19 protein-coding genes are annotated in these 18,550 nt (G+C 62.0%); 10 read left to right on the top strand and 9 right to left on the bottom strand.

Going from position 1 to position 18,550, the window contains the following annotated elements; genetic code table 11:
• Positions 1-9: 9 nt before the first annotated feature.
• Entirely contained in the window at positions 10-510 is a 501-nt protein-coding gene (locus tag FQP90_RS19820) for a flavin reductase family protein (RefSeq protein ID WP_306439417.1), read from the bottom strand.
• Between the two features lie 111 nt (positions 511-621).
• Between FQP90_RS19820 and FQP90_RS19815 the strand changes: the two genes are divergently transcribed.
• The 3 genes from FQP90_RS19815 (at position 622) to nrdR (ending at position 3,203) form a co-directional block, all read left to right on the top strand.
• Positions 622-1,155 (top strand): hypothetical protein, encoded by a 534-nt coding sequence (locus FQP90_RS19815; protein ID WP_144652784.1) that lies wholly within the window; start codon positions 622-624, stop codon positions 1,153-1,155.
• A 4-nt stretch (positions 1,156-1,159) separates the two neighbouring features.
• Complete coding sequence (gene hisD / locus FQP90_RS19810) at positions 1,160-2,533, top strand: histidinol dehydrogenase (protein WP_144652783.1); 1,374 nt, start codon at positions 1,160-1,162, stop codon at positions 2,531-2,533.
• A gap of 166 nt (positions 2,534-2,699) precedes the next feature.
• Positions 2,700-3,203 carry a transcriptional regulator NrdR gene (gene nrdR, locus FQP90_RS19805; protein WP_144652782.1) on the top strand — a complete coding sequence of 168 codons (504 nt, stop codon included), beginning with the start codon at positions 2,700-2,702 and terminating at the stop codon, positions 3,201-3,203.
• A 55-nt stretch (positions 3,204-3,258) separates the two neighbouring features.
• Here the strand turns inward: nrdR and FQP90_RS19800 are convergent, their stop codons facing one another.
• The 3 genes from FQP90_RS19800 to map form a co-directional block, all read right to left on the bottom strand.
• Entirely contained in the window at positions 3,259-4,026 is a 768-nt protein-coding gene (locus FQP90_RS19800) for an SDR family oxidoreductase (RefSeq protein WP_144652781.1), read from the bottom strand.
• Positions 4,027-4,033: 7 nt separating this feature from the next.
• Positions 4,034-4,837, bottom strand: coding sequence for a polyphosphate--glucose phosphotransferase (gene ppgK / locus FQP90_RS19795; protein WP_144652852.1), 804 nt, complete (start codon positions 4,835-4,837; stop codon positions 4,034-4,036).
• A 72-nt stretch (positions 4,838-4,909) separates the two neighbouring features.
• On the bottom strand, positions 4,910-5,788 hold the full coding sequence (map, locus tag FQP90_RS19790) for a type I methionyl aminopeptidase (protein WP_144652780.1): 879 nt from the start codon (positions 5,786-5,788) through the stop codon (positions 4,910-4,912).
• Between the two features lie 108 nt (positions 5,789-5,896).
• Between map and FQP90_RS19785 the strand changes: the two genes are divergently transcribed.
• On the top strand, positions 5,897-6,061 hold the full coding sequence (locus tag FQP90_RS19785; RefSeq protein WP_011774435.1) for an SPOR domain-containing protein: 165 nt from the start codon (positions 5,897-5,899) through the stop codon (positions 6,059-6,061).
• Here FQP90_RS19785 and panB read toward each other — a convergent pair.
• On the bottom strand, positions 6,058-6,963 hold the full coding sequence (gene panB, locus FQP90_RS19780) for a 3-methyl-2-oxobutanoate hydroxymethyltransferase (protein ID WP_144652779.1): 906 nt from the start codon (positions 6,961-6,963) through the stop codon (positions 6,058-6,060). The two genes, FQP90_RS19785 and panB, sit on opposite strands and share 4 nt — an antisense overlap.
• A gap of 190 nt (positions 6,964-7,153) precedes the next feature.
• Here panB and glnA (FQP90_RS19775) point away from each other — a divergent pair, with 190 nt between their 5' ends.
• Both glnA (FQP90_RS19775) and FQP90_RS19770 read left to right on the top strand, forming a co-directional pair.
• On the top strand, positions 7,154-8,494 hold the full coding sequence (gene glnA, locus FQP90_RS19775) for a type I glutamate--ammonia ligase (protein ID WP_144652778.1): 1,341 nt from the start codon (positions 7,154-7,156) through the stop codon (positions 8,492-8,494).
• A gap of 9 nt (positions 8,495-8,503) precedes the next feature.
• Positions 8,504-11,515 carry a bifunctional [glutamine synthetase] adenylyltransferase/[glutamine synthetase]-adenylyl-L-tyrosine phosphorylase gene (locus FQP90_RS19770; RefSeq protein WP_144652777.1) on the top strand — a complete coding sequence of 1,004 codons (3,012 nt, stop codon included), beginning with the start codon at positions 8,504-8,506 and terminating at the stop codon, positions 11,513-11,515.
• On the opposite strand, the gene FQP90_RS19765 is transcribed toward FQP90_RS19770, so the two are convergent.
• Positions 11,512-12,993 carry an arylsulfatase gene (locus tag FQP90_RS19765; RefSeq protein WP_144652776.1) on the bottom strand — a complete coding sequence of 494 codons (1,482 nt, stop codon included), beginning with the start codon at positions 12,991-12,993 and terminating at the stop codon, positions 11,512-11,514. The two genes, FQP90_RS19770 and FQP90_RS19765, sit on opposite strands and share 4 nt — an antisense overlap.
• 61 nt (positions 12,994-13,054) lie before the next feature.
• Here FQP90_RS19765 and FQP90_RS19760 point away from each other — a divergent pair, with 61 nt between their 5' ends.
• From FQP90_RS19760 to FQP90_RS19750, 3 genes are all read left to right on the top strand, one after another.
• Positions 13,055-13,624: a GNAT family N-acetyltransferase gene (locus tag FQP90_RS19760; protein WP_144652775.1), complete on the top strand. Its 570-nt coding sequence runs from the start codon at positions 13,055-13,057 to the stop codon at positions 13,622-13,624.
• Positions 13,625-13,681: 57 nt separating this feature from the next.
• A complete protein-coding gene (locus FQP90_RS19755; protein ID WP_144652851.1) occupies positions 13,682-13,897 on the top strand; it encodes an AsnC family protein in 216 nt (71 codons plus the stop codon).
• Positions 13,898-14,468: 571 nt separating this feature from the next.
• Complete coding sequence (locus FQP90_RS19750) at positions 14,469-14,819, top strand: hypothetical protein (RefSeq protein ID WP_144652774.1); 351 nt, start codon at positions 14,469-14,471, stop codon at positions 14,817-14,819.
• A 62-nt stretch (positions 14,820-14,881) separates the two neighbouring features.
• On the opposite strand, the gene FQP90_RS19745 is transcribed toward FQP90_RS19750, so the two are convergent.
• Both FQP90_RS19745 and glnA (FQP90_RS19740) read right to left on the bottom strand, forming a co-directional pair.
• On the bottom strand, positions 14,882-15,112 hold the full coding sequence (locus FQP90_RS19745; protein ID WP_144652773.1) for a hypothetical protein: 231 nt from the start codon (positions 15,110-15,112) through the stop codon (positions 14,882-14,884).
• Positions 15,113-15,452: 340 nt separating this feature from the next.
• Positions 15,453-16,877, bottom strand: coding sequence for a type I glutamate--ammonia ligase (gene glnA, locus FQP90_RS19740; protein WP_090825712.1), 1,425 nt, complete (start codon positions 16,875-16,877; stop codon positions 15,453-15,455).
• A gap of 291 nt (positions 16,878-17,168) precedes the next feature.
• Here glnA (FQP90_RS19740) and FQP90_RS19735 point away from each other — a divergent pair, with 291 nt between their 5' ends.
• Complete coding sequence (locus tag FQP90_RS19735) at positions 17,169-17,606, top strand: RDD family protein (RefSeq protein WP_144652772.1); 438 nt, start codon at positions 17,169-17,171, stop codon at positions 17,604-17,606.
• An 82-nt stretch (positions 17,607-17,688) separates the two neighbouring features.
• Here the strand turns inward: FQP90_RS19735 and FQP90_RS19730 are convergent, their stop codons facing one another.
• Positions 17,689-18,450, bottom strand: a complete 762-nt coding sequence (locus FQP90_RS19730) for a DUF4191 domain-containing protein (protein ID WP_144652771.1) — start codon at positions 18,448-18,450, stop codon at positions 17,689-17,691.
• Between the last annotated feature and the right edge of the window lie 100 nt (positions 18,451-18,550).

The following is an 18,550-nucleotide window of genomic DNA, read 5'->3' as shown; positions in this document are numbered from 1 at the left end:
ACTGGTCCGTCAGATCTCGTAGTCGAGCGGTGCCGGCTGGCTGTAGCCGCCGCTGTGGTAAAGCAGGGGAGTGCCGTCTTCGCCCACCTGGCCGTCGATGACTTCCACCACGATCACGGCGTTGTTCTCGAATGACAGGCGCATTTGAATCTTGCCCACCAGCCAGCCGCTGACATCCTTGAGAATCGGGACGTCATGGGGACCCGGCTCCCAGTGGTCGCCTTCGAAACGATCCCGGGTCCGCGCGAACCGGTTGGCAAGGGCTTGATTCTCAAGCCCCAGCATGTGAACACCGATGTAGTCAGCGCCGGCCACGGCGGGCCATGAACTCGAGCTCCTGGCCATGTTGAAGGTGAAACGAGGCGGCTCGGCGGACAATGATGCCACGGACGTGGCAGTAAAGCCGAAGGGCTTCCCGTTGAGGTTGGCCGTAATGATGGCAACCCCGGCGGCATGCCTGCGGAACATCTCCCTGAAAGTCTGCTCAAATCCGGATTGTTCGCTTGCCACGTGGGTGTTTCTCCTGCGCTGGGGGCTGTGCTTCTCTCCTCAGGGTATTCCTCCTCCGCAGTGGTCCCTTATTTTGTTGAGCCCGCGTGAACGTTTGTTAATGTGAGTTGCATGACCGAGCCCAGAGTAAGCCTGCCCGCAGTTCCCGAACCTGCCCCCGAGGCCGCTCACCGGCGCCCAAGGGACGTGTTCTGGCTGGTGGTTCCAGCAGCCTCGGGCGTGGTGCTTGGCGTGCTGTGGTGGTTGCTTGCCCCGGGCGGACTCAATCTGGTCTCGGGCAACCCGGACCTGGCGGATCCAGCCAACACCGAGTCCTGGCTCCCGCGCGATTTGGTCCTCGCGGCGTTGATGCTGGTGGCCGGAATCGTCACCGGACTCATGCTCGACGGAAAGCTGCAGGGCGTGTACGCAACGCGCCGGCTGGTATTGGCACTCCTTGGCGGGGCAGTGGGAGCTGTCATCGCTTGGTTGGCAGGCCTGCTTGCCGCGCAATGGTGGGGCCCGGCTCAGGATCCTGCCGTTGACCCGGCGTTTGGCTTCACGCTCCGGTCTTACGCGGTGCTGGTGCTGTGGCCTGGTGCCACGGCCTTCATCACGTTCGTCCTGGCACTGTTCGGGGTTCTGTCCAAGAAACCCGTAAAATAGCCGGGTGACCACTTCTTCGGATACTTCCGCCCCCGCAGCTGCCTCCCTCGACTTCCGGAGCATCGACTTCCGGGGGCGACACCTTTCGCTGGCCGAACTGCGCGCAGCAGTGCCCAGGGCGCGCCACCAGACCATGGCCGACGCGGAACAGAAGGTCCAGGACATTATTTCGGCCGTGCGAAGCCAGGGTTTTGCCGCCTTGTCAGACTTGGCGAAGACATTCGACGGCGTAGAACAGTCCCACCCCCGAGTCCCGGCGGAGGCACTGACTCAGGCCTTGGCCGAGCTGGACCCGGCGGTCCGGGCTGCGTTGGAAGAGTCGATCAGCCGCGCACGACAATTTGCCGATCAGCAGCGCCCGGCAAACGTGGACGTCGGGCTGGCCGATGGCGCCGTAGTGAGCCAGAATTGGATTCCCGTGGGACGCGTCGGACTGTATGTTCCCGGCGGCCTCGCTCCCTTGGCGTCCTCAGTGATCATGAATGTGGTACCCGCAGTGGCGGCCGGTGTTGAGTCGATTGCGCTGGCTTCCCCTCCGCAAAAGGACTTTGGTGGACTGCCGCACCCCACCATCCTGGCTGCAGCCAAACTCCTCGGCATCGACGAGGTGTATGCGATTGGTGGAGCGCAGGCAATCGTTTCGTTTGCCTATGGCATCCCAGGATCAGGGGATGAATTGCCCATCGAACCTGTCGACGTCGTCACCGGGCCAGGCAACATTTTCGTTGCCACGGCCAAGCGGCTGGTCAAAGGCGTGGTGGGCATCGACTCGGAGGCCGGAACCACCGAAATCGCCATACTCGCCGACTCCACGGCCCACGCCCCGCTGGTAGCAGCCGACCTCATCAGCCAGGCCGAGCACGATCCCAAAGCAGCTTCCGTCCTGGTGACTGATGACGCAGAGTTGGCTGACGCCGTCGTGATTGAACTCGAACGGCAAGCCGCCGCTACGAAGCACAGCGCCCGCGTGCTGGAAGCGTTGTCCGGACCGCAGTCCGGCGTCGTGCTGGTGGACGATCTTGAGCAGGGGATCGCCGTGTGCAACGCCTACGCCGCAGAGCACCTGGAGATCATGACTGCCGATGCTGCAGCAGTTGCGTCTCGCATCCGCAATGCCGGAGCGATTTTCGTGGGCGACTACAGCCCTGTCAGCTTGGGCGACTACTGTGCCGGTTCCAACCACGTATTGCCCACCAGCGGAACTGCCGCCTTCTCGTCCGGACTGAACGTCACCACGTTCCTGCGTGCTGTGCAGGTCATTAATTACAACCGTGCGGCGCTGGAGCAGGTCAGCGGCCATATTGTGAGCTTGTCCGGGGCCGAGGACCTTCCCGGTCACGGGGATGCCGTGCGAATCCGCTTCGCAAATGACCTCTAACCACTACATATAAGGGTGGTAACTACTACATGTAGTAGTTACACGCTTGTCATTACGGTGCGAACAAACGTAAACTGGTGCCGGAAGTGAATCTTCCGGCACCTTTTGCGTATCCGGCGTCCTGCTGGTTCCGGTACCGTGCCGGAGCTGTCAGGGGAGGCCCAGCGTGTATTGTCCGTTCTGCCGGAATCCCGACTCCCGCGTCGTCGACAGCCGTATGGCGGACGACGGATCTTCCATTCGACGCCGCCGTCAGTGCCCCGAATGCGGCCGCCGCTTCACCACGGTGGAAACCACCAGCCTCTCTGTCATCAAGCGGTCAGGCGTGGGGGAGCCGTTCAGCCGTATCAAGGTGATCAGCGGAGTCCGTAAAGCCTGCCAGGGCCGCCCGGTCACTGAAGACGACCTCGCCATGCTGGCGCAGGAAGTCGAAGAGAACATCCGGTCATCGGGCGCCGCTGAAATTGATGCCCATGAAGTGGGCCTGGCAATTCTGGGGCCCCTGCGGAAGCTCGATGAAGTGGCTTACCTCCGCTTCGCCAGCGTGTATCAGGCTTTCGAATCCTTGGAGGACTTCGAGTCTGCAATTTCGCTTCTTCGCCACGAGGCCGAGGCACATGCGAAGACTGGCGACAAAGAAGCCAAGGGTTCAGAGAAGAGCCAACTCTAGCTCCGGTGGCGGCAGCGGAGGGGAAGCCGCAGCCGCCACCGGCACCACGGCGGGGTTATCGCCCGCCTGAGACTGGGAGAACTGCGCCGGTAATATAGCCGGCCTCATTCGACAACAGCCACATGACTGCCGCAGCTACTTCTTCCGGCTCGGCTCCACGGCCCATGGGAATGGTCGGGTTCAGCCGCTCCACACGGTCCGGCATTCCAGCTGCTGCGTGGAGGCCAGTGTTGGTGCTTCCAGGCGCCACCGCGTTGACCCGGATGCCCTGCTTGGCCACCTCAGCCGCCAAACCGACCGTCAGGACATCCACGGCACCCTTGGTGGCGGCATAGTGGACCCAGGTTCCAGGGGAGCCGGCTTTGGTTGCCGTGGACGAAATGTTAACGATGGAACCGCCGACGCCGCCGCGGTCCGTCGAAAGCCTCCGGACGGCTTCCTGGCACATGAAGATCATGCCGGCAACGTTGACGTCCACAACGCGTTGTAGTGTGTCCGCGGGCACGTCCACCAGAGGACCGATCCGGTTGCCCGTGATTGCAGCGTTGTTGATGACGGCAGTCACCGGGCCCAGGAACGCGGCTTCCTCAAACAAACGCACGACGTCGGCCGGCTGGCTGACGTCGGCCTGGACAGCTTGCGCCCTGCCGCCGTGGTCAACAATGTCGTCGACGACGCTTTTGGCGCCGGCGCTGTCCGCGGAGTAGTTGACGACGACGCCGTACCCGGCACGGGCCGCAGCGTACGCGACCGAAGCACCGATCCCACGGCTGGCCCCCGTGACAATCGCGATTCCGGATGCGGCGTTATTGCCCTCAGACATCCCAGGACTACTTGGCAAGCTTGTGGTGCAAAGCGACCTCAAGCGCTGCGCCAACAATACCGGCGTCGTTCTTCAATTTGGCGGTGACGATCTTGGTGCGCAGCTCGAGGTGCGGGAAGTACTCGTCGGACCGCTTCGAGATGCCGCCACCCACAATAAAGAGCTCAGGGGAGAACAGGAACTCAACGTGCTGGAGGTAGCGGTTGAGGAGGACGCCGTATTGATCCCAGCTGAGGCCGTCGCGCTCCCGGGCCACGGCTGATGCCTTGGTCTCGGCGTCGTGTCCGTCCACCTCGAGGTGGCCGAGCTCGGCATTGGGAACCAACTGCCCGTTGAAGATGAAGGCGGACCCAATGCCGGTGCCCAACGTGATCACGAGGACGGTGCCGTCTACGCCTTCCCCCGCGCCGTAGCGGGCTTCGGCCAGGCCCGCCGCGTCGGCGTCATTGATGACCTCGACGGGGCGGCCAAGGCGTTTGGTGAAGGTGGCATCAATATCGGTGCCGAGCCAGGTCTTGTCTACGTTTGCCGCAGAGTTGACTACGCCGTGCTGGATGATCCCGGGGAAGGTCACGCCCACCGGCGAATCGGCAGCGGGTGCGTCGGGACGGTTGGAAAGTTCCTCAACGATTTGGGCGACGACCTCGGCAACGGCCTCCGGTGTTGCCGGCTGCGGAGTGGGCACGCGGAAGCGGTCGCCAATCAGCTTGCCCTTCTTCAGGTCGACGATGCCGCCCTTGATGCCGGTGCCGCCGATGTCGATACCGATCAGCGGGGCGTTCTTGTGGGTCTTCTCATCCTTCTTGGACAATGCATTTCCGATCATGGCAGGAGGGGATGGGCATGGCGCAGCCGCCCGGGCTGCAAAGACCTTCCGAGGAGCTTAGGGAAGGGTCAGGATTTCCGCGCCGGTCTCTGTGACCAACAGGGTGTGTTCGAATTGGGCCGTGCGTTTGTGGTCCCTGGTGACGACCGTCCAGTCGTCGGCCCACATATCCCATTCGATGGTGCCGAGGGTCAGCATGGGTTCGATGGTGAACACCATGCCTGCCTCGATCACGGTGTTGTACGCCGGGGCTGCGTCGTAATGCGGAATGATGAGGCCCGTGTGGAAGGCCTCACCCACGCCGTGGCCAGTGAAATCCCTCACCACGCCGTAGCCGAAGCGTTTGGCGTAGGACTGGATGGCGCGGCCGATTACGTTGATTTCGCGGCCCGGGGCCACGGCCTTGATGGCCCGGTTGAGCGACTCCTGCGTACGCTCAACCAGCAGACGGGATTCTTCATCCACGTCGCCAACAAGGAAAGTGAAATTGGTGTCCCCATGCACGCCGCCGATGAAAGCGGTGATGTCGATGTTCAGGATGTCGCCGTCCTGCACCACGGTGGAGTCCGGGATACCGTGGCAGATGACCTCGTTGAGGGACGAGCACAGGGACTTGGGGAAGCCCCTGTAGCCAAGGGTCGACGGGTAGGCCTTGTGGTCCAGGAGGAATTCGTGCCCCACCTTGTCCAGTTGGTCCGTGGTGACACCCGGCTGGATATGCTTGCCGACCTCAACGATTGCTTGTGCCGCGATTTTGCCGGCGATCCTGATCTTTTCGATGGTCTCCGCGGACTTCACTTCGGAGCCGGTGAACTTGGCGGGTGCCTTCTTGCCGACGTACTCGGGCCGGGGGATCGACGCGGGGACGGGTCGTTCAGGGCTGATGGTTCCCGGGGTGAGGGCGCCAATGGGTGCAGTCGAAGCAAGAGAAGGCATAGATTGATCATATAAGGCACACAAGAGACGTAAGTAACAATGCGTGGCTGGGTTTCCGTGACCCCGCCAACGTTACGCGTCCAGAGGCCCGAGGATCGAGGAGGAGACGTGACGGAGTACTGGTACAACGTCAAGACGCACGAGATCGAAGAGGACGCCATGTCCGATTGGACCCAGCTGATTGGCCCCTATAAAACCAGGGAAGAAGCCGAGCACGCCTTGGAAAAGGTCAAAGCACGAAATGATGCCTGGGACGCCCAGGACGACGACTAGAAGGAGTGTTCCGGTCCGGGGAAATGCCCGGACCGGACATCCTCGCCATAGGCGGCCGCTGCATCACTCAACGTTGTGCGAAGGTCTGCGTACTGTTTGACGAACTTGGCCATCTTGCCGCCCCGCAAACCGGCCATGTCCTGCCACACGAGGACTTGGCCCGTGGTGCTCTTGCCGGCCCCGATGCCGACTGTCGGTACCCGCAACGCGGCGTCGACGACTGCTGCGGTTTCCGTGGGGACCATCTCCATGAGGACGCTGAAGGCGCCGGCGTCCTGCAGTGCCACGGCGTCGTCCACCAAGCGCTGTGCGTCATCGCCGCGCCCTTGCACCCGGTAACCGCCCAGGGAGTGTTCGCTCTGTGGGGTGAAGCCAATGTGGGCCATGACGGGAATGCCGGCCTGGACCATGGCCTTGACGGTGTTGGCGTAGTACGCAGTGCCCTCGATCTTGACGGCATGCGCCAGTCCTTCCTTGAGGAAGCGGACACCGGTAGCAACGGCCTGCTCAGCCGAAACTTCATAGCTGCCGAAGGGCAGGTCCGCGACGATGAGTGCTCGCTTGGCCGACCTGCTCACGGCCCGACACAGGGGAAGAAGCTCGTCCACCGTCACGGGAAGGCTCGTTTCGTTTCCGAACACGTTGTTGGAAGCGGAGTCGCCCACCAGGAGGACTTCGATTCCAGCCTGGTCAAAAATCTCAGCGGTGTACTGCTCGTAGGCGGTCAGCATCGCGAAGTGTTCGCCGTTGTCTTTTGCCTGCTGGAGGTGGTGTATCCGGACCCTGCTGATCGGCTTCCTGCCGGACGTCGAAGGCGTCTGTGCCGTAGCTGCTGGACCGGTGCCGTAGGGTGCGGAAACTTCGGCGGGCGTAGTGGACTCAGGAAGGTTGCTTGGGGCCATGGATAGAGCCTAAGCGGTGCCGACGGCGCCTGCCACCAGTGTGCCCAGCGTCACCTTATGTAAACGCTGTGTTACGCACAGGTACTGCTGCGGCATTAGCACGGAACTCTTAGTAGAGTGAAGGCTGAGCTGTCGTGGTTTCAATCCATTGAAACCAGCGGCATGGACACCGAATCGGAAAAGAGGCCCTATGGACCGCCAGCAAGAGTTCGTTCTGCGGACGATCGAAGAGCGTGACGTGCGCTTCGTACGCTTGTGGTTCACCGACGTCGTGGGTTCCCTCAAATCGGTGGCCCTTGCGCCTGCCGAGGTTGAAGGCGCCTTCGAGGAAGGCCTTGGCTTCGACGGTTCAGCCATCGAAGGGCTTGCCCGCGTTTTTGAGTCAGACATGCTCGCCCAGCCGGATCCCTCCACGTTCCAGATCCTGCCGTGGCGTGGTGAGACGGAACAGACCTCACGGATGTTCTGCGATGTTCTGACTCCCGATGGTGAGCCTTCGGCGGCCGACCCCCGCAATGTCCTTAAGCGCACCCTGGCCAAGGCTGCGGACATGGGATTCACCTGCTACACACACCCCGAGATTGAGTTCTACCTACTCAAGTCCAAGGACCTGGGCCCGGACGGCTCGCCTGTTCCGGTGGACGAGGGTGGCTACTTCGACCACGTCCCGGGTGGCGTCGCACAGGACTTCCGCCGCACAGCCGTCACCATGCTGGAGTCGGTGGGCATTTCCGTGGAGTTCAGCCACCACGAAGGTGGACCGGGCCAGAACGAGATCGATCTCCGCTATGCGGATGCCCTCCAGACCGCGGACAACATCATGACCTTCCGTACGGTCATCAAGGAAGTTGCGCTCCAGCAGGGTACGTATGCCACTTTCATGCCCAAGCCGTTCACCGACCACCCCGGCTCCGGCATGCACACCCACTTCTCGCTGTTCGAGGGCGACACCAACGCGTTCTTCGAAGCTGGAGCGGAGTTCCAGCTCTCCAAGACGGCACGCCAATTCATTGCAGGGATCCTCAAGCACGCGCCGGAATTTACGGCTGTCACCAACCAGTTCGTGAACTCCTACAAGCGGCTCTGGGGCGGCGGTGAGGCCCCGAGCTACCTGAGCTGGGGCCACAACAACCGCTCCGCACTGGTTCGCGTCCCCCTGTACAAGCCCGGCAAGGGCCAGTCGGCGCGGATTGAGTACCGCGGCATCGACTCCGCCACCAACCCCTACCTGGCGTATGCGGTCCTCCTTGGCGCCGGCCTGAAGGGCATCGAGGAAGGCTATGAGCTTCCCGCCGCCGCTGAAGACGACGTCTGGTCGCTGACCACTGCCGAGCGGAAGGCCATGGGACATGCTCCCTTGCCTGCCAGCCTGCACGATGCCATCCGCGCGATGGAGGAATCGGAATTGGTTGCCCAGATCCTGGGTGAGCAAGTCTTTGAGCACTTCCTGCGCAACAAGCGTGCAGAGTGGCAGGACTACCGCCTCCAGGTCACTCCGTATGAGTTGCAGCGCAACCTCGGCATTCTGTAGGCAGGGCCAGTGAGCCTTGCACGTCGGCTCATTTCAGCCGGATTCAGTGACCTCGAGAAAGGGGAACGTTTCCTCGCTGCCCCGGAACTTGAGGGGGTCGACCAGGACGCCCTGTTTGCCGGACTGTCCATGTCCGCCAGTCCGGACACTGCGCTCCAATCGCTGGTTCGGCTCATTGAGAAGAACCCGGGGCTGAAGAAGCTGGCGGCAACGGACCAGGACACCAGTGAGCCCATGTATCGGTTGCTGGGTGCATCCGAAGCCTTGGGCGAGTTCCTCATGCGGAGGCCTGAGCATCTGGATGTCTTTGATGTCCGGGTGAGTCCGGAACCTGTCCAGGCCTCCAGCGAGGAACTGCGGGCCCTACTCCTTCGTTCCGTGAAGGCGGAGCCGGGTGCCCAGCGTCCCGTCGCGGGAATCACCGGGCTGCCCGCCTATGCGGCCTTGCGGACTGCTTACCGCCGTGGACTCACGGAGCTGGCCATTAAGGACCTCTGCGCGGCATCCCCCCAGGACTTTATGCCGGCCGTCGGTGCCGAACTCGCGGATCTTGCCGGAGCTGCGATCGAGGCTGCCCTGGCAGTGTCCAGGGCAGAGGCAGCGGGCCAGTACGATGCCGATGAGATCGCTGACGTTGGCTTGGCCGTCATTGGCATGGGCAAGTGCGGCGCCCGCGAGCTGAACTACATCTCCGACGTCGATGTCATTTATGTCATTGAGTCCGGAGACCTGGACGACGCACGTGCCTCAACCATCGGCACTGCCTTGGCCTCGGGTATTTCCCGGGCGATTTCCTCTTCGGCGCCCGAGCCCGGGCTATGGGAGGTCGATGCCAACCTCCGTCCGGAAGGCAAGTCCGGGCCGCTGGTACGAACCCTCCCTTCGCATTTGAGCTACTACGCCAGGTGGGCCGAAAGCTGGGAGTTCCAAGCACTGTTGAAGGCCCGCACCATCGCGGGCGACCGGGAACTGGGCCAGCGCTACGAGAAAGCTGTGGAGCCCCTGGTCTGGTCCTCCGCGGGCCGGGACGGTTTTGTAGAGTCAGTCCAGGCGATGCGGCGCAGGGTGACGGACTACATCCCGGCGGCCGAGGAGCAGCGCCAAATCAAGTTGGGCCGCGGCGGCCTTCGTGACGTTGAATTCACAGTCCAGTTGCTGCAGTTGGTGCACGGTAAGTCCGATGAGTCGCTACGGTGCAGGGACACCACATCAGCGATTGCCGCGCTGTCTGCCGGTGGGTATATCGGCCGCACGGACGCAGCGGCCTTCGATAACGCATACCGCTACCTTCGCCTTCTGGAGCATCGGATACAGCTGTTCCAGCTGCGCCGGACCCACCTCATGCCTGTGGCAGAGGACGCCCAGCGTTTCCTCGCCAAGGCCGTCCTGGGACCCTTCTCGCTGGAGCGCCCCCATCCGGACCAGCTGATGGGGACGTGGCAGAAGACCAAGAAAGCTGTCCGGGAACTGCACGAGCGGATCTTCTACAGGCCGCTGCTGAACACCGCGGCCAAGCTGAGCAGCGAAGACGCCAAGCTCAGCCCGGAGGCAGCGCAGGGCCGCCTTGCCGCTCTGGGTTACTTGGATCCCCAAGGAGCGATGCGCCATATTGAAGCGCTCACGGCGGGTGTCAGCCGTCGTGCAGCATTGCAGCGCCAACTCCTTCCCATCCTTCTGGGCTGGCTCGCTGAGGGCGTCGATCCCGACGCCGGGCTGCTGGCGTTCCGCCGGGTCAGCGAGGCCCTTGGAACCACCCATTGGTATTTGGGATTGCTCAGGGATTCACAGGCGGCAGCCGAGCGGTTGTGCCAGGTCTTGTCGAACTCCCGCCTGATCTCGGATCTGTTGGAAGTTTCACCGGAGTCAGTGGCTTGGTTGGGCAGCGACAAGGATCTGGCTCCCGTCCGTTTCGAAGCCCAGTGGCAGGAAATCCAGTCCAAGCTGTCCCGTCATGCTGATCCGGAGAGCGCCATGCGGCTGATCCGGTTGATCCGTCGCCGCGAGATACTGCGGACGGCCATTGCGGACAGTTCGGGATTGCTGGATCAGGACGCCGTTGGCCTCGCTTTGGCGGAGACGGACCGCGCAGCGGTGCTCGGAGCATTGCACGTGGCGGAGTCCGTGGTGGCTGCAACCGAACCGTTGAAGACGGACGTGCTGGTCGTAGCCATGGGCCGGCAGGGCGGCCGGGAAATCGGCTATGGTTCGGATGCAGACGTGATCTACGTCCACCGTGCCCGCCCCGGGTTCAGCGACGCGGAGGCGCAGGAACAGGCGACGGCGATTGTCGCCAAACTGTCGAGCTTCCTCACCCAACCGCTCAAGCCGGCGATCATGGCCGAGCGCGTCCTTATGGTGGACGCCGACCTTCGGCCCGAGGGCAAAAACGGCGCCATGGTGCGTTCCCTTGAATCGTATGCCGAGTATTACCGACGATGGTCGCTGATCTGGGAAGCCCAGGCACTCTTGAGGGCCCGCCCGATGGCCGGCTCGGACGAGTTGGCTGCGGATTTCGTTAGCCTCATTGATCCCATCAGGTACCCGGACGAGCTCCCGGAGCAAGATGTTCGTGAAATCCGACGCATCAAGGCCCGTGTGGAGTCCGAGCGGTTGCCCCGCGGCGCTGATCCAGCCCGACACGTCAAGCTCGGACGCGGCGGCCTCAGCGATGTCGAATGGCTGGTCCAGTTGATCCAGTTGCAGCATGCCGGAAATCACCCCGAATTGCGGACCAGTTCCACCTTGGAAGCTCTTGCCGCCGCAGAGAAAAACGACTTCATTGGCGAAGAGGACGCTGCACTGCTGCGCGAGGCATGGCGGTTGGCCAGTCGCATCCGTTCGGCCAATGTCATCGTCACAGGCCGTGCTTCAGACGTGCTGCCATCGTCGCGGAAGGACCTCGAAGCTGTGGCGCGTTGGTGTGGCTACGCACCTGGCAACGCCGGCCACTTCGAAGAGGATTACCTGCGGCTTAGCCGCCGCGCCAGGGGAGTGTTTGAGAAGAAGTTCTACGGCAACTAAGCGGTGGCGGCTGCAGCCCTTTCGCGAGCGTGCCGCAGCATGGCAACGACCGGAGCTCCCGGTGTGAGTGTGCCGCCCTGTACGTAACCTTCTTCACGGTCTTGTAGGGCTTCCACCATGCGTTGCCGCCACATCTGGAGTTCGCCCTGGTGCGCTGCGTCGTCGGCGAGGTTATGGCACTCCTGCGGGTCGTCGTCGAGGTTGAACAGTTCTTCCGTACCCCTCCCGGAGCCCCAAATGTATTTGTGGTGCCCGTCCGTCAACCAATGCAGGTTCTGGCCCCAGTACACATGTTCGCCGTGCAGGACATCCCGGACGGCTTCGGTGCTCTGGCCCCGGACAATACTGGCCAAGGACTTGCCGTCGACAACTTCCGGGATGGGTAATCCAGCGAGGTCCAGCAGGGTGGGCATGATGTCCCTGAGTTCCACCACGTGGTCCACCACAGTTCCACGAGCTGACCGCTCCGCCGACGGCGCGTTGGCGATGATGAACGGCACGCGGGCAGATCCTTCGTAAGGCACAGCCTTGCGGAACATGTGGTGATCGCCCATCATTTCCCCGTGGTCACTGGTGAAGGCGATCACCGTGTTGTCCGTGAGGCCGAAGTCCGCCAGTGACTCCTTGATGCGATTGATCTGGAGGTCAATCTGCGCCATCAGGCCGTAGTATCCGGCCCTGGCCCTGTGGACCACATGGTCCGGCATACGGCCGTAGCTGGCCTGATAGTCACCGTCCTGCCGATGCTCGTCCCAATGGTGTTCCCAATTGCCCTCCACTGCTTTGTAGGCGGGAATGTTGAGGTACTGCTCGAAAGCCCACGACGGTGGGTCGTACGGCGGGTGGGGGCGGTGGAAGGAGAGGTAGAGGAAAAACGGCTTCACTGGGTCGCGGCGGTGCATCCATTCAATGGCTTGCGTGCCGATCCAGTGCGTGGGGTGCAGGCTTTCGGCTTTGTCCCAGGGGCGGGCCACGATGGAATTGCAGTTGACCCCGTGGTCGAAGTATTCGGCGTCAGGACCCATCCCGGGTTGCCTGCGGAGCCAGGGAACGTAGTCGTCAAACATGGCGAAGTGCTGTTGGTGTTCCCGGCGGGCGTGATGGAGGTACCCGTCGTGGAGGATGACGTCGTCGAAGCCCAACCGTGAGCGTTCGGGCCATACGTGCATCTTGCCGATGGCCTGCGTGTGGTAGCCACCCTTTCTGAACTCGTCCTGTACTGTCACCGGGTGGACTGCGTGGAACGGTACGCCGTCGTTGTAGCCAACGCGCCCGTGCCGTTCCTGCGATTGACCGGTGAAGAGTGCCGCACGGGCTGGTACACACGAGGGCGTAGCAGAATAGCCTTTGGAAAACCGGACGCCGTTTCTGGCCAGTTCGTCGAGGTGGGGAGTCTCCACATGGGGGTGGCCTTCCGAGGACAGGCAATCGCCCCTCCACTCGTCGACGCAGATCAGAATGACGTTTGGCTGGCTCATGGGAGGGGTTCCTCTGACGTAGGAAACTATTGAGATAACCCTAAGGGGAGGACGCTGGAAAATGCTTGAATATGACTCAGGTGAAGCATTTTCAATCGGAAAAAATCAGTTTGGGTGGGGAGATGTCTGGCTAATACCGTTGAAGATGCTGGACGATGACTCCCGCGCCATCCAGCTGGGCGCGGTGGCTGAGCTGGCCGTGGAGGACGGTCAGCGCCGATTCGTGGGCGACCCCTTGCGCATGATGCTCACTGGTCTTGAAGAGGAATCCCGCTTGCCCTATGTCATCGAATCCGGGGGAGTGGCCGTCGGCGTTCTGACCCTCCAGTCCGGCGCGGCGCGGCTGGCGGGTTGGGGCGATGACGATAGCGCGTGGCTGCTGCGGGGCTTCCTCATCGACACCGCCAGCCAGGGGCGCGGTCTGGGCACCAGGGCCGCAGATGCCGCAGTGGACGAAGCCCGCAAGCTCACGGCGAGGCTGGGAGGCGGGCAGATCGGCGTCGTGCTTTCCGTTAACGAACTTAATCCTGCGGGGCAGGCTGCCTACGCCAAGGCGGGTTTCGTTGATGAGGGACCGTATCTTGGTGGGAACTCCGGTCCCCAACGGACAATGTTCAGGGCTTTCGAATGAGCCAACCTTCGTCAACGGCGGTTGACGTCCACCAAGGCGTCAACTATGGTTGACGACATGGAGGTGGACCGCATGAAAACGTTGGTTGGATCGATGGATGGCATGGGACCGGCTGAGGCACTCTATGCCGTGGCGGAGCTGCAGAAGGAAGTAGGCCGGAGGGAAGCTTCTCTGGTGCGGGCCGCCCGCCGGTCGGGCTTGTCGTGGGAGGCCATAGCCCTCTGCCTTGGAGTGAGTAAGCAGGCTGTGCACAAGAAGTACGGCAAGCAGTAGCGGGCGGGGCGGCCGGGGGCTGTTCCCGGCCGCCCCGCGTCGTCTACGATTCTCCCGTGACGGTGATGCTGGATCCTGAAGGCGCGACCTTTTCCGATGCGTCCTGCTTCCGATGTGAGCAGCCCGGGCCGCACTGGTCCTCACGTCATGGTCGGGCCGGAACCTTTGCGTGCCGTCGATGCTTCGCGACCTTCGTCGACATGGAACCCGGTGGGGCAAGCGCCGGTGTCCCGGTTGGTCATTCTGTGCCCGCCGAGACTATGGCTCGTTGTGAAACCAAGTAGTCGCCGCTGCCGGTCGGCGAAAAAACGAGTACACACTACTCGTGTCCCCAGGCTCCGGTGCGGGCAGCATATTCGGTATGACAGCCTATGTGATTGAACCAGCGGCATTGCTCCACCGCTGCCAGTGCTGCGGTGAAGAAACTGATCGGGTGTTCTGCCCGGACTGTGCGGCTCCGGAGCCGCCAGGCCTAACGCCCTCTACCAAACATTGATTCGTTCGGATACCCGGACGATAAGTATCCTTATAGACTTCTTCTGTATCTGATCTCAAGGCATAGGGGAACTACATGGAATACAACGGAAGTTCGACCGAAAAGGCCATTCCTGCCGGAGAGCTGGATCGACGTCACGTGGGTCAGTCCGTGAGCTTTCAGCCCAACGACTTCACTGTTGTCTTCGGCACCATCGCAGGAATTGCACGGACCGAGGCGCTCGTCTATCTGTCCCTGAACGGAGTGGCGGGTGGCACCCATCTGAAGGATGAGTACGACCTCCCAATCGATAAGAACGTCTACCTTCAGTTGGACCCGCTCGGCAGCGCGGAGAAGGGGCTTTCCGAGGCCGCCGGCTTCGTCAAAGACAAACTGGATGAGATCACCAGGAACATTCGCGAACGCGAGCACGACAAGTCGGAGTAGTCCGCAGGCATAAAATCGACCAGCCCCAGTGACTTGTGGGGCTGGTCGATTTTTTCTCTCCGCTATTGGACCGTGGAAGCCCGTCGCCGGTGGGTATGCCGCCTCGTGATGAGCTGTGTTTGTCGACGCCCCGGAAAGCGGGTGGGATGTTCAACGACGTGGTGCGCGAAATGGCGCCATTTGGTTTTGGCCCGGCGTTGCTTGTGATCGAGGGCGGTCAGCATGGTCAGGGTTACTCCAACCCATAAAACCGCCGCCGCGAGGAGGATACCCATCAGCATGAGGGGCTGCATGCTTGAAGTGTAAACCTTGACGATCCCGTGAAGAAGAGCGGGCAGGCCGCTGATTCCATCCAGTCGAACCCTCCGCAAAGCCAGTGTTTCCACGACCTGAGGCAACATGTCCGGACACCCAAGGCATATGTGGCCGGACAAGGAAGATACGGCACGCGCTGCTGTCGCCTGTGTCCTCACGGACCGGCTCGATTCGCGAGCGGAGAAGCACGCAGAGGCGACTGGCCGCTAAAGACAATAGGCCGGTCCCGAGGTGGTGAAACCTCGGGACCGGCCCTGTCTGCTTCTTGATTCCTGCGGACTGTCTGCGGACTATGCCCGCTTCTGCCGCATGATCCAGCTAGACGCCGTAGTAGAGCTCGAACTCGTACGGGTTCGGGCGCAGCGACAGCGGACGGATCTCATTCTCGTACTTGTAGTCAATCCAAGTGTCGATGAGGTCCTGTGTGAAGACGCCGCCGGCCTGGAGGAACTCATTGTCCTCGCGCAGGGCCTCAAGGGCCTCTTCCAGTGAGCCCGGAGCCTTGGGGATGTCCTTGGCTTCCTCGGCCGGGAGCTCGTAGAGGTCCTTGTCAATGGGTGCCGGGGGTTCGATGCGGTTGCGGATACCATCGATGCCAGCCATGAGCTGTGCAGCGAATGCAAGGTACGGGTTGGACGAGGGGTCCGGAGCGCGGAATTCGATGCGCTTGGCCTTCGGGTTGGTGCCCGTGATCGGGATACGGATACCGGCCGAGCGGTTACCCTGCGAGTACACCATGTTCACGGGGGCTTCGAAGCCCTTGACCAGGCGGCGGTAGGAGTTGACCGTCGGGTTGGTGAAGGCGAGCACTGCGGAAGAGTGCTTCAGGAGGCCGCCAATGTACCAGCGTGCGGTGTCGGAAAGGCCAGCGTAGCCCTTTTCGTCGTAGAACAGCGGGTCGCCGTTGCTCCACAGCGACTGGTGGCAGTGCATGCCCGAGCCGTTGTCACCGAAGACCGGCTTCGGCATGAACGTGACGGACTTGCCCCACGCGTCAGCGGTGTTCTTGATGACGTACTTGAACTTCTGCAGGTCATCAGCGGCTGCGGTCAGCGTGGTGAACTTGTAGTTGATCTCAGCCTGGCCGGCGGAGCCAACCTCGTGGTGGGAGCGCTCCACTTCAAGGCCTGCCTTATCCAGCTCGACGCACATGGCGTCGCGCAGGTCAGCCTGCTTGTCGGTGGGGGATACCGGGAAGTAGCCACCCTTGACGGGGGTCTTGTACCCGAGGTTGCCGCCTTCTTCCTTGCGGCCGGTGTTCCAGTGTGCTTCTTCGGAGTCGATCTTGTAGAAGCTGCCCTGCGGGGAGGACTCGTACTGGATGTTGTCGAAGACAAAGAATTCTGCTTCGGGAGCGAAGAAAGCGGTGTCCGCGATGCCTGTGGAGGCGAGGTAGGCTTCTGCCTTTTCTGCCACGCCACGGGGGTCGCGGTGGTATGGGTCACCCGTGCGGGGGTTCACGATGGAGAAGTTAAGAGCGAGCGTCTTCTCGATGCGGAACGTGTCGATGAAAGCCGAGGTCACATCCGGGATGAGCTGCATGTCGGACTCTGCGATGCCCTGGAAGCCGCGGATGGATGATCCATCGAAGAGCTGACCGTTCACGAAGAAGTCGAGGTCAACGCTCTTGGCCGGCACATTGAAGTGCTGCTGGACACCAGGGAGGTCGGTGAAGCGGATATCGACGAATTTGACGTCTTCGTCTTTGATGAACTTGAGGACTTCGTCCGCAGTCTTGAACATCTATGCTCCTTATGCATATCAAGTAACAGGCCCGGAAGGCCGCGTGGTGCAGCCCATACCAAGGGTCCGGAGACACAAAAAGATCCCCATGCCGTGGCGGCTGGCAACTCATACCACCATAGGGAGATGGGATTTCCCGGGGGTGTCAGTATTGTTTCCGGCAGGTTACAGAATCATCTGTTGTGTAAACGGTAGTCGGCTTTGCAGTGTCCGGTCCAAGTGGGTCCGCTGGGCGAACACCCGGATCTGTTGGCGTCGGACAGCGAGCACCCCAGCCGTTAGGCTTGGAGTGTGGTTGATCGAAAAGATATTGGCTCCTGGTTGAGCGGCCCTGATACGTCCGGAATCTCCAAGTATCCCGGAGAAAGGCTCGGGTTGCCTGAATCGGGCCCCGGTTCCATTGCTCGGGCGGGCCGCCGTATCCTGGGCATCGTGGTGGACTGGACCATTGCACTGGTCATCAGCAACTTTGCCTTTGGCGGCAACCAATGGGCGACGCTTGCGATTTTCGCCGTCGAGCAGATTCTCTTGATCGGGACCTTGGGCTACAGCATCGGTCACAGGGTGGCGGGAATCCATGTGGTCCGTCTGGGAGGGGCGCCCGCCGGCCCGGTAGCGGCCATCGTGCGGACGTTGCTTCTTTGCCTTGTGATTCCCGCAGTCGTCTTCGACCCCGACCAGCGCGGACTGCACGATAAAGCCATGAATACGATCTTGATCCGTATGTAGCCGCTGGTGTGTCCGCCTCAACGACAGAAACCAAAACCGCCCCTGTCTCTGACTCAGAGACAGGGGCGGTTTAGTTTGATGCTTAGCGTCCGCGGGCGGCCTTGCGGTCCGGGCGTGCTTTGTAAGGATCGATGCCCTTGGGGATGGGGAGTCGGTTGCCCAGGGAATTGATGCGCTTGCTGACGGCGTTGACCTCCACCTTAGTGAGTTCCTTCTTCAGTTTCCCCATGGTCTTGGCCAACTTGTTCAGCGGCACCTGTCCCTCTCCGCGCCCGGACTCGAGAACGTGGATGGTGACGTTCGGGAGAATGCGTGCCAGGCGCTTGCGCTCTGCATCCACGAGTGGCTTGACGCGGTGCGTGGGCCCTTCGGAGACCAGGACGACACCGGCACGGCCAATAGCCATGAACACGGCATCCTGCGTACGGGGGTTGACGGCGACGGGCTGGTCCTGGGTGACCCAGCCGCGGCGGAGGGTACCAAGTGCGGCACCCGAGGCGCCCGGCTGGTTTTCGATCTGGGCGAAGGCCGCCTTTTCGGCACGGCGGGAAAGGATGAACACCGCCGCCAGGAGACCGAGGGGAATACCGATGATCAGGCCAGTGACCCAGTTCTCCAAGAGGTAGCCAATAAGGAAGGCCACCGCCACCACGGCAAGGAACGCCAGCAGCATGATCCATACGACCTGAGGGTCGTTCCGTCGGGTCATTTTGAAGACTTCAGCGATCTGCTTCAGCTGGCTAGGCTTCTTTGCCTTGGCTTCCTTGGGCTTGCGCTTGAACAGCCCACGCTTGGGAGCGTCGGCCGAGGGGGTCGATTTGCTGGAATCAGGGGAGTTCGCCATAGTGCCTTAATTCTACGTGATGTACGTCGAAGGACCGGACGCCGTTACGCATGGCATCCGGTCCTTCGGTACTGCTGGTGTGTGGTTCGGGGGTTTAGCC

It is taken from the genome of Paenarthrobacter nitroguajacolicus, from assembly GCF_007786235.1.
Lineage (GTDB): Bacteria > Actinomycetota > Actinomycetes > Actinomycetales > Micrococcaceae > Arthrobacter > Arthrobacter nitroguajacolicus_A.
The sequence above is the reverse complement of the archived record's forward strand: the minus strand, read 5'-3'. Positions and strand labels throughout refer to the sequence as shown.

Coding starts and splice junctions, on each gene's coding strand:
- FQP90_RS19815 (WP_144652784.1), top strand. CDS start 622: ATGACCGAGCCCAGAGTAAGCCTGCCCGCAGTTCCCGAACCTGCCCCC.
- FQP90_RS19800 (WP_144652781.1), bottom strand. CDS start 4,026: ATGTCTGAGGGCAATAACGCCGCATCCGGAATCGCGATTGTCACGGGG.
- map (WP_144652780.1), bottom strand. CDS start 5,788: ATGCCTTCTCTTGCTTCGACTGCACCCATTGGCGCCCTCACCCCGGGA.
- panB (WP_144652779.1), bottom strand. CDS start 6,963: ATGGCCCCAAGCAACCTTCCTGAGTCCACTACGCCCGCCGAAGTTTCC.
- glnA (WP_144652778.1), top strand. CDS start 7,154: ATGGACCGCCAGCAAGAGTTCGTTCTGCGGACGATCGAAGAGCGTGAC.
- FQP90_RS19765 (WP_144652776.1), bottom strand. CDS start 12,993: ATGAGCCAGCCAAACGTCATTCTGATCTGCGTCGACGAGTGGAGGGGC.
- FQP90_RS19760 (WP_144652775.1), top strand. CDS start 13,055: ATGCTTGAATATGACTCAGGTGAAGCATTTTCAATCGGAAAAAATCAG.
- FQP90_RS19755 (WP_144652851.1), top strand. CDS start 13,682: ATGGAGGTGGACCGCATGAAAACGTTGGTTGGATCGATGGATGGCATG.
- FQP90_RS19750 (WP_144652774.1), top strand. CDS start 14,469: ATGGAATACAACGGAAGTTCGACCGAAAAGGCCATTCCTGCCGGAGAG.
- FQP90_RS19745 (WP_144652773.1), bottom strand. CDS start 15,112: ATGCAGCCCCTCATGCTGATGGGTATCCTCCTCGCGGCGGCGGTTTTA.
- glnA (WP_090825712.1), bottom strand. CDS start 16,877: ATGTTCAAGACTGCGGACGAAGTCCTCAAGTTCATCAAAGACGAAGAC.
- FQP90_RS19730 (WP_144652771.1), bottom strand. CDS start 18,450: ATGGCGAACTCCCCTGATTCCAGCAAATCGACCCCCTCGGCCGACGCT.